A 7,582-nucleotide genomic window follows, 5' to 3' on the forward strand; every position below is an offset into this window, starting at 1 on the left:
CGGCGGGGTCCCCATCGGCCCGCGCATCCACCGGACACGCCCTAGACGACGCCCAACGCCGCCAAGGGATCGTCCAGAACCCGCTGCCAGGCCAGTTCCGCCGCGCCCACCAGGCTGTTGTGGTCCAGTGAGCACGGCAGGATCGGGACGCCGCCGCTGCGCCCCCACAGACTGCGCTCGGCCACCACGGTCCGCAGCCGCTCAGGATCGGTCTCCACCAGCGCGCGGTGCAGCCCGCCGAGGATGATGCGGTCCGGGTTGAGGATGTTGACGAGTCCGGCCAGGCCCAACCCCAGGCGGTCGATGAGCAGGTCGGAGGCGGCCCGTACGGACGGGTCCCGGTACTCGCCCCGGAGCAGGTCGCGGGCCTGCTCGAGCAGCGAGACCTCGGGACCCCGTTCGCGCCCGGCCGCGGTGAGGAAGGCGAGCGGATCGGCCTCGACGTCCAGGCATCCGCGGCTGCCGCAATGGCAGGCCCGGCCCTCGGGGTTGACGGTCAGATGGCCGACCTCGAGGGCCAGTCCCGCGCTGCCCGTGTGCAGCCTCCCGTCGAGCACGAGCGCACCACCCACGCCCCGGTGGCCGGTGCCGACGCACAGCAGATGGGCGGAGCCGCCGCCCGCGCCGTGGCGGTGTTCGGCGAGGGCGGCGAGGTTGACATCGTTGCCCGCGAGGCCGTCGACCGGTTCCCCCGCGGGGTTGGTGACGCCCGCCGCGGCCAGTCCGCGGGTGAACAGCTCGCGCACCGGCGCACCCGCGGGCCAGGCCACATGCAGCGGGTTGAGCGCGGTGCCCTCCGGTTCGGCGACGGCGGACGGGACGGCCAGCCCGGCGCCCACACAGCGGCGGCCGGACTCCCGCAGCAGTTCGGCCCCGGCCTCGACCACCGCGTCGATGACATGGGCCGGGTCGGCGGGGACCGTCATACAGCCGGGGGCGGTGGCCACGATCTGGCCGCCGAGTCCGACCAGCGCCGCGCGGAAGCCGTCGGCGTGCACCTGGGCCGCGAGGGCGACGGGACCGCGCGGGGCGATACCGAGGCGGTGCGAGGGCCGTCCCTGCGCCCCGGCGGATCCGAGCGGGCGGGAGTCGACCTGGATCAGTCCGAGCGCTTCCAGTTCGGCCGCCACGGCGCCGGCCGTCGCGCGCGTCACCCCGAGCTCGGCCGTGAGCACCGCGCGGGTGGGGGCGCGGCCGGTGTGGACGAGCTCCAACGCCGGTCCAAGAGCGCTTCGGCCGCGCTCAAGCCTTGTCCGTGTCTGGGTCACGGTCCTATTCTCACTTTGTGCCGACAGTAAACAAAACATGGACGGCCGCTTCCGGTACGCCGCCTTCCGCCACCAAGGATCGCGGTCTCGCCCGGCTCCGCGCCGCCATTACCGTGTTCTTCGCCCTCGACGGCTTCGTTTTCGCCGGATGGGTGGCCCGTATCCCCGCGATCAAGGAGCAGACCGGCGCGTCGGAGGGGGCGCTCGGACTGGCCCTGCTGTGCGTATCGGCGGGCGCCGCGGCGACCATGATGGCCACCGGGCGGCTCTGCCGGCGGTTCGGCAGCCATGCCACGACGGTCGCCGCGGCCGCCCTGTTCTCGCTGAGCGTCGCACTGCCGCCGCTGACGCACTCCGTTCCCGCCCTGGGTCTGGTGCTGCTCGTCTTCGGCACCGGGTTCGGCGGGCTCAATGTCGCCATGAACAGCGCGGCGGTCGATCTCATCGCCGCTCTGCGACGTCCGATCATGCCCAGCTTCCACGCGGCGTTCAGCCTCGGCGGCGTCGTCGGGGCGGGACTGGGCGGACTCATCGCCGACCACCTCTCGCCCGTCCGCCACCTGGCGCTGCTGGCCGTCGTCGGCCTGGCGCTCACGGCGGTCGCCGGACGGACCCTGATATCCCTCCCGGCGCCCGCGCCGAAGGCGGCGGAACCGGCGTCGGCCTCGTCCGGGCGGCCGAAGGCGGCGCGCCGCCTCGTCGCGGTCTTCGGTCTGATCGCCCTGTGCACGGCGTATGGCGAGGGCGCGATGGCCGACTGGGCCGCGCTCCATCTGCACCAGGACCTCGGCTCCTCCGCCGGGCTCGCCGCGGCGGGCTACTCGGTCTTCGCCCTGACGATGACCGTCGGACGGCTGTCCGGTACGGCGCTGGTCGAACGGCTCGGCCGGACCCGGACGCTGGTCGTCGGCGGGTCCACGGCGGCGGCCGGAACGCTGCTGGGCTCGCTCGCCCCGACGGTCTGGGCCGCCCTGATCGGTTTCGCGGTCGCCGGGCTCGGACTCGCCAATATCTTCCCGGTCGCCATCGCCCGGGCGGGCGCGCTGACCGGGCCTGGCGGGGTCGCCGCGGCCTCCACCCTCGGCTATGTCGGCATGCTGCTCGGCCCCCCGACGATCGGCTTCCTCGCGGACTGGCTCTCGCTGTCCGTCGCACTCACCACGGTCGCGGCGCTGGCCGCGGTATCGGCCGCCATCGCCTACGGTACGCGCAACGCGGCCCGCGCAAATGGAGGCTGACACTCCGTCAGTCCCGCCGCCTCCTCGCCCAGCGCACCCCCGCCGGGCGGCCCGGTTGTCAGTGGCGGCTGGCAGAATCGCGACATGGACACCAGTGAGCTGATCAAGAGTGTGGACGTCGAGGGACGGCTGCTGGGCGACACCGCGGCCCGGGCCGGACTGGACGCCCCGGTGCCGACCTGCCCCGCCTGGCAGGTCCGCGACCTGCTGAGCCATACCGGGCGGGTGCATCGCTGGGCGACGCGGCTGGTCGCCGAGGGGCTGACCGAGCAGGTGGGGTTCACCCCCCGCCCGGAGCTGGACGGAGACGCGCTGCTGGAGTGGTACCGCGACGGCCACCGCACCCTGGTCGAGACGCTGCGCACCGCCGATCCGGAGCTGAAGTGCCTCACCTTCCTGCCCGCGCCCTCACCGCTGGCGTTCTGGGCCCGGCGACAGGCCCATGAGACGGCGATCCACCGGGTCGACGCCGAATCGGCGCTGGGCGTCGAACCCTCGGCCGTCACCCCGGAGTTCGCCGCCGACGGACTCGATGAGCTGCTGGCCGGGTTCCACGGCCGGGAGCGCAGCGAGCTGCGTACGGACGTCCCCCGCACCCTCCGGCTGCGGGCCACCGACGAGGACGCGGTATGGACGGTGTGGCTGTCCGACGGGGTGCCGCGCACCGAGCGCGATGACGACGGGGCGGCGGACTGCGAGCTGTCCGGACCGGTCGCCACGCTCTATTTCGCCCTGTGGAACAGGCTGCCGCTCAGCGCGCTCCGCACCACCGGGGATCCGGAGCTGGCCCGGCTGTGGCGGGAGCGCGGGGCCATCTGAGGGTGAGCGACGGCATCAGAAGTGGAGTTACCAGTGAGTAACAAATCATGTTAGCTTCCAGCCATGTCACGTCGATCGCTGTCCGCACGGACCCTGCGCCACGGAATGAATGTGTGGCCGCCCTACCTCTTCGCCGGTGTGCGGGTGCTGCACCTCGCCGACGACTGGAGCAACGCACGGGTCCGGCTGCGGCTGCACCGTCACAACCGCAACTATGTGGGCACCCACTTCGGCGGCTCGCTGTTCGCGATGGGCGACCCGTTCTGGATGCTGCTGACGATGAACCGCCTCGGCCGGGACTACATCGTCTGGGACAAGGCCGGGGAGATCGATTTCGTCTCGCCCGGCCGCGGGGACGTCTTCGCCGAGTTCAAGCTCACCGAGGACCGGCTCGACGAGATCCGCGAGGCCACGGCGGACGGCGGCAGGGCGCTCCCCTGGTTCGAGAACGATGTGGTGGCAGACGACGGTACGGTCGTGGCACGTGTCCGGAAGCAGCTCTATGTGCGCCGTAAGCATGTTGAGGAGCGGACCGGACCCGTGTGACCACGACCGGCCGGCCGGGCCGAGGAGCGAGGACTGATACCGATGGGCGGACCCCACAGTCAGAACGACCGCGACGCGTTCACGGTGGAGATCGTCTTCGCCGTGGTCACCGGCGGTCTGCTGGCCGTCGTCCTCTTCTTCGCCCTCGCGGGCCCCGTCCTCTTCGGCGGGCTGGGCGGCGGTCACGAGGCCACCTGGGTGCGGACCGCCGGGGCGGTGGCCGCCGCGGGATTCCTCCTCCGCGTCTGCCAGGTCCTGTGGTGGCAGCCACGTAAGAGGCGTGGATGACCCTGGCGGACCGGGACCGGGACCGGGATCAGGACAGGAGCCGGGGCCAGGACCGGTGGTGCTGTGCCGGACCCCGCTGGGACCGCTGCGGGCCCGCGCTGGTGTGGCGCCATCCGGTCCACGGTGAGCGGGTCTCCCCGCTGCGCACGGACGGCCCGCTCGCCTTCACCACCGGCGCCCGGCGCCACTGCGTCGGGGTGCGCCGGGGCGCCCGGCACACCCCGTGCCCGACCGGGGCCGAGGTGGCCGCGTCGGCCGTCTCGGCGCAGTGCCCGGAGTGCGCGCGGCTGGACCGCTCGTACTCCGTGGCCGCCGACACCCGCACCGACGACCCCCGCCCGTACGACGTCTATCTCGCCTGGTTCGGCCCGGAGCTGATCAAGGTCGGGATCACCGCGGCCGAGCGCGAGGGCGTACGGCTGCTGGAACAGGCGGCGCTCTCCTACGCCTTGCTGGGCCGCGGTCCGCTGATGGCCGCGCGCCGCGCCGAAGCGGTGCTGGGCACGGCGCTGGGCGTCCCGGACCGTTTCCCGTACGCCGCCAAGCGCGCCGCCCGCGAGACACCGCCGCCCCCGGAGCGCCGTTCCGCCCAGCTCGCCGCCCTCCACGACCGGGCCGGCGCACTGGCCGGGCTGCCGGAGTCGCTCACCGTCGTGGACTTCGCCCCCGTCCACCATGACGCCGCCTTCCACCTCGACCGGGTGCGGCGGCTGGACGGGGTGCTCCGGCTCACCGCCGACAGCACGGTGGCGGGCCGCGTCGACGCCGTCGTGGGCCCCGATGTCCACCTCACCGCGACCGACGGCCGCGCCCTGCTGCTGGACGCCCGCCATCTGGCGGGCCGTCACCTCGCCTCCGCCCCGCCGGACGCCGCGACCACGGCGCCGGTGATCGCGCCCCGGCGGGAGCCCGAAGGCCCCGACGCCCTCTTCTGACCGTCCCGCGGCTCCCGCCCCGGCCCCTCAGCCCAGCCAGCCCGGCCGGACCAGGCCGGATTCATAGGCGAGGACGACCAGTTGGGCACGGTCGCGGGCGCCGAGCTTCACCATCGTCCGGCTCACATGGGTCTTGGCGGTGAGCGGGCTGACGACCAGCCGACGGGCGATCTCCTCATTGGACAGTCCGATACCGACCAGCGCCATCACCTCGCGCTCCCGCTCGGTCAGCTCGGTGAGCACCGAGACGGGCGCGGGCGCCTTCGAACGGGCCGCGAACTCGGCGATCAGACGGCGGGTGACCCCGGGCGAGAGCAGGGCGTCGCCCTCGACAACGGCACGTACGGCGCGGAGCAGTTCATCCGGTTCGGTGTCCTTGACGAGGAAGCCGGAGGCGCCCGCGCGGATCGCCTCGAAGACATACTCATCGAGCTCGAAGGTGGTCAGCATGACCACCTTCACCTCGCCCAGCGCGGGGTCCTCGGTGATCCGCCGGGTCGCGGCCAGCCCGTCCAGCAGCGGCATCCGGATGTCCATCAGGACGACGTCGGGGCGCTGTTCGCGTACCAGGGCCAGCGCCTCGTCACCGTCGGCAGCCTCGCCGACCACCTCGATATCCGGCTGGGCGGACAGCAGGGCCCGGAACCCCGCCCGGACCAGCACCTGGTCATCGGCCAGCGTCACCCGGATCGTCCGGCTCACCCCGCTCACGGCGCCTCCTCCTCCGGCCCGGCGGCCACCGTACCGGCCGGGCGGCCCAGCGGGACGCGGGCGCGGACCCGGAAGCCGCCGTCCGGGCGCGGCCCCGCCTCGACCGTGCCGCCGAAGGCCGCGGCGCGTTCACGCATACCCACCAGGCCGTTGCCGCCGCCGGTCGTCCGGTCCGCGGTGCCGTCCCCGGCACCGTCCGCGGTCGTCGCCGGGCCGTCGTCGTCCACCCGCAACTCCAGCTCGTCCGGGGCCCAGCGGAGCCGGACCCGGGCGGTCCGGGAGCCGGAGTGGCGAATGATGTTGGTCAGCGCCTCCTGGACGATCCGGAACGCGGCGAGATCGGTGCCCGGCGGCAGGGCGGTCCGTCGGCCCTCCTCCGCCACCTCCACCGTCAGCCCGGCGCCCGCCGCCTGCTCGGTCAGCTCGCCCAGACGGGCCAGACCCGGTGCGGGCGAACGGGGCGCGGCGCCGGAGGTCCGCAGCGTGTCCAGCACCTGCCGGACCTCGCCCAGCGCCTCTTTGCTGGCGGCCTTGATGGTGGTCAGCGCGGTACGGGCCTGTTCGGGGTCCTGGTCGAGGAGGGCGAGGCCCACCCCCGCCTGGACGTTGATGACCGAGATGCTGTGGGCGAGGACGTCATGCAGCTCCCGGGCGATCCGCAGCCGTTCCTCGTCGGCCCGGCGGCGCGCCGCCTCGGCCCGCTCGGCCCGCTCCCGGGCCCACTGCTCACGGCGTACCCGGACGAGTTCGGACGCGGCGACGACCGCCACCACCCACGCCGCGACCCCCAGTTCCTGGCTCCAGGACGCCGGACCGTCCCCGGCCGGTGGCAGCCAGCGGTAGACCCAGTGCCCGATCAGCAGATGGCCCGCCCACAGCAGCCCCAGCGCACTCCAGGCCGCGATCCGCTGCCCCGCGGCGACCGCGGCCAGACAGGCGAGCACCACACTGAGGAACACCGGACCGTACGGATATCCGGCGCCGAGGTAGACCAGCGTCACCGCCGCCGTGCCGAACACCGCGAGGCGCGGGTGCCGCTGGCGTACGAGCAGCAACGCGGGCCCGGCGAGCAGCAGTGCGTAGCCGAGCGGATCGAGGTCGGGCCGGGCGGGCTGGTCCTGTGCGGCGAACCGGGTACCGACGAGCTGGACGATCGCGACGGCGACCGAGGAGCGCCACGGCACCCGTCCGGCACCCCACGGTTCCTCCCCCGCCCCGGCCCACCAGGGCCCCCGGCCGCGCCCCCGGGGCGGACCGGAGTGACGGTGGCGGAACAGCGGCGCCCACCGCGGCGCGCGCCGTGGTCCGTCGTCCCCGTCCGCGCGCGAGTCCGTCGCGGCGGGCCCGGCGGGACCGTCCGGACCGCGCCCTCCGGCCCGTCCGCGGCGCGGGTCGCGGGCCCCCGTTGCATCGTGCATACCGCCACGCTAGACGGCCGCGACCTGCCGCGTCGTCCACCCGGCGCGGTGGCCCGGCGTACTCCCCCGGGAGTAGACCGCCGCCGAACCGCGCCTCCGGGAAGCGCCGGGCCCCGGCACCAGGAGAACGCGGACGCCCCGGCCAGCGCCCGCGCGGCGGCGCGCGCCGCCGCCGGATCAGGCGGGAGGGGCCGCCGGACGGCGCGCCCGGAGGGACACCGCGGCCGGTGGTCACCGGCGCGTCCGGCCGGGGATGGGCCCGCGCTAGGGCGTGTTTCGAAAGTCCCGCCTGCCCCGCGACGCCTGGCACGCACGCTCGCCGCGTTGTCGGGATCGTCCGAGTAGGCCCTCCCCCGGAC

At 74.5% G+C, this 7,582-nt stretch carries 8 protein-coding genes; 5 read left to right on the forward strand and 3 right to left on the reverse strand.

All coding sequences use genetic code 11. The annotated features are described in order from the left end of the window. Positions 1-41: 41 nt before the first annotated feature. Positions 42-1,268, reverse strand: coding sequence for an ROK family protein (locus tag AB0C66_RS33230; protein ID WP_362447274.1), 1,227 nt, complete (start codon positions 1,266-1,268; stop codon positions 42-44). A 17-nt stretch (positions 1,269-1,285) separates the two neighbouring features. Between AB0C66_RS33230 and AB0C66_RS33235 the strand changes: the two genes are divergently transcribed. From AB0C66_RS33235 to AB0C66_RS33255, 5 genes are all read left to right on the forward strand, one after another. Then, positions 1,286-2,506 carry an MFS transporter gene (locus AB0C66_RS33235; RefSeq protein ID WP_362447277.1) on the forward strand — a complete coding sequence of 407 codons (1,221 nt, stop codon included), beginning with the start codon at positions 1,286-1,288 and terminating at the stop codon, positions 2,504-2,506. An 84-nt stretch (positions 2,507-2,590) separates the two neighbouring features. Next, positions 2,591-3,325, forward strand: a complete 735-nt coding sequence (locus AB0C66_RS33240) for a maleylpyruvate isomerase family mycothiol-dependent enzyme (RefSeq protein WP_362447280.1) — start codon at positions 2,591-2,593, stop codon at positions 3,323-3,325. A gap of 63 nt (positions 3,326-3,388) precedes the next feature. Further along, positions 3,389-3,871: a DUF4442 domain-containing protein gene (locus AB0C66_RS33245; protein WP_362447282.1), complete on the forward strand. Its 483-nt coding sequence runs from the start codon at positions 3,389-3,391 to the stop codon at positions 3,869-3,871. A 42-nt stretch (positions 3,872-3,913) separates the two neighbouring features. Further along, positions 3,914-4,159 carry a DUF6332 family protein gene (locus AB0C66_RS33250; RefSeq protein WP_362447285.1) on the forward strand — a complete coding sequence of 82 codons (246 nt, stop codon included), beginning with the start codon at positions 3,914-3,916 and terminating at the stop codon, positions 4,157-4,159. Beyond that, complete coding sequence (locus tag AB0C66_RS33255; protein ID WP_362447288.1) at positions 4,156-5,094, forward strand: DUF2797 domain-containing protein; 939 nt, start codon at positions 4,156-4,158, stop codon at positions 5,092-5,094. Before AB0C66_RS33250 ends, AB0C66_RS33255 begins: the two co-directional genes overlap by 4 nt. 27 nt (positions 5,095-5,121) lie before the next feature. Here AB0C66_RS33255 and AB0C66_RS33260 read toward each other — a convergent pair whose 3' ends face one another. Continuing rightward, on the reverse strand, positions 5,122-5,796 hold the full coding sequence (locus AB0C66_RS33260) for a response regulator transcription factor (RefSeq protein ID WP_362447311.1): 675 nt from the start codon (positions 5,794-5,796) through the stop codon (positions 5,122-5,124). 5 nt (positions 5,797-5,801) lie between these two features. Then, entirely contained in the window at positions 5,802-7,223 is a 1,422-nt protein-coding gene (locus AB0C66_RS33265) for a sensor histidine kinase (RefSeq protein ID WP_362447290.1), read from the reverse strand. Positions 7,224-7,582: the final 359 nt, after the last annotated feature.

Source organism: Streptomyces sp. NPDC048636 (assembly GCF_040650655.1).
Taxonomy (GTDB): Bacteria; Actinomycetota; Actinomycetes; order Streptomycetales; family Streptomycetaceae; genus Streptomyces.

Coding starts and splice junctions, on each gene's coding strand:
- AB0C66_RS33250 (WP_362447285.1), top strand. CDS start 3,914: ATGGGCGGACCCCACAGTCAGAACGACCGCGACGCGTTCACGGTGGAG.
- AB0C66_RS33245 (WP_362447282.1), top strand. CDS start 3,389: ATGTCACGTCGATCGCTGTCCGCACGGACCCTGCGCCACGGAATGAAT.
- AB0C66_RS33240 (WP_362447280.1), top strand. CDS start 2,591: ATGGACACCAGTGAGCTGATCAAGAGTGTGGACGTCGAGGGACGGCTG.
- AB0C66_RS33255 (WP_362447288.1), top strand. CDS start 4,156: ATGACCCTGGCGGACCGGGACCGGGACCGGGATCAGGACAGGAGCCGG.
- AB0C66_RS33265 (WP_362447290.1), bottom strand. CDS start 7,223: ATGCACGATGCAACGGGGGCCCGCGACCCGCGCCGCGGACGGGCCGGA.